The sequence below is a fragment of the Citrobacter sp. Ca225 genome, from assembly GCF_030337175.1.
Classification (GTDB): domain Bacteria; phylum Pseudomonadota; class Gammaproteobacteria; order Enterobacterales; family Enterobacteriaceae; genus Citrobacter_A; species Citrobacter_A amalonaticus.
On sequence record NZ_JAOWCD010000017.1, the window covers coordinates 1 to 410 of the forward strand.

Genomic DNA, 410 nt, shown 5'->3' on the forward strand with positions numbered 1-410 from the left:
GCACTGGCAAATCTTCCTGCCGGTTTATCTGAGCTACCGACAGATACCCTATTACTACAGCCAGTCAATATGGTTGGTGTTTCAGCATTGAAGGGACTGCTGGATACCCGTTCTGAGGCATTACCGCTCCCGGTAACGAACGTCCTGTACACGCCTGAAAACTTATCGCTCTCTGGCCTGGTCGATGATATCGCTCGCAGTGAACACGGCCTGATTATGCTGATGGGCAAAGGTGGCGTAGGGAAAACCACGATGGCTGCTGCCATCGCCGTCAGGCTGGCAGACATGGGATTTGACGTGCATCTCACGACCTCTGATCCTGCTGCGCACCTGAGTACAACGCTGAACGGCAGCCTCAAAAACCTGCAGGTCAGCCGCATCAACCCTCACGATGAAACCGAACGCTATCG

General features: G+C 54.1%; 1 protein-coding gene. It reads left to right on the forward strand.

Going from position 1 to position 410, the window contains the following annotated elements; genetic code table 11:
* Nucleotides 1-410, forward strand: a 410-nt coding sequence (locus tag OGW13_RS25800) for an ArsA-related P-loop ATPase (RefSeq protein ID WP_287115460.1), incomplete at both ends; no start/stop codon positions are given.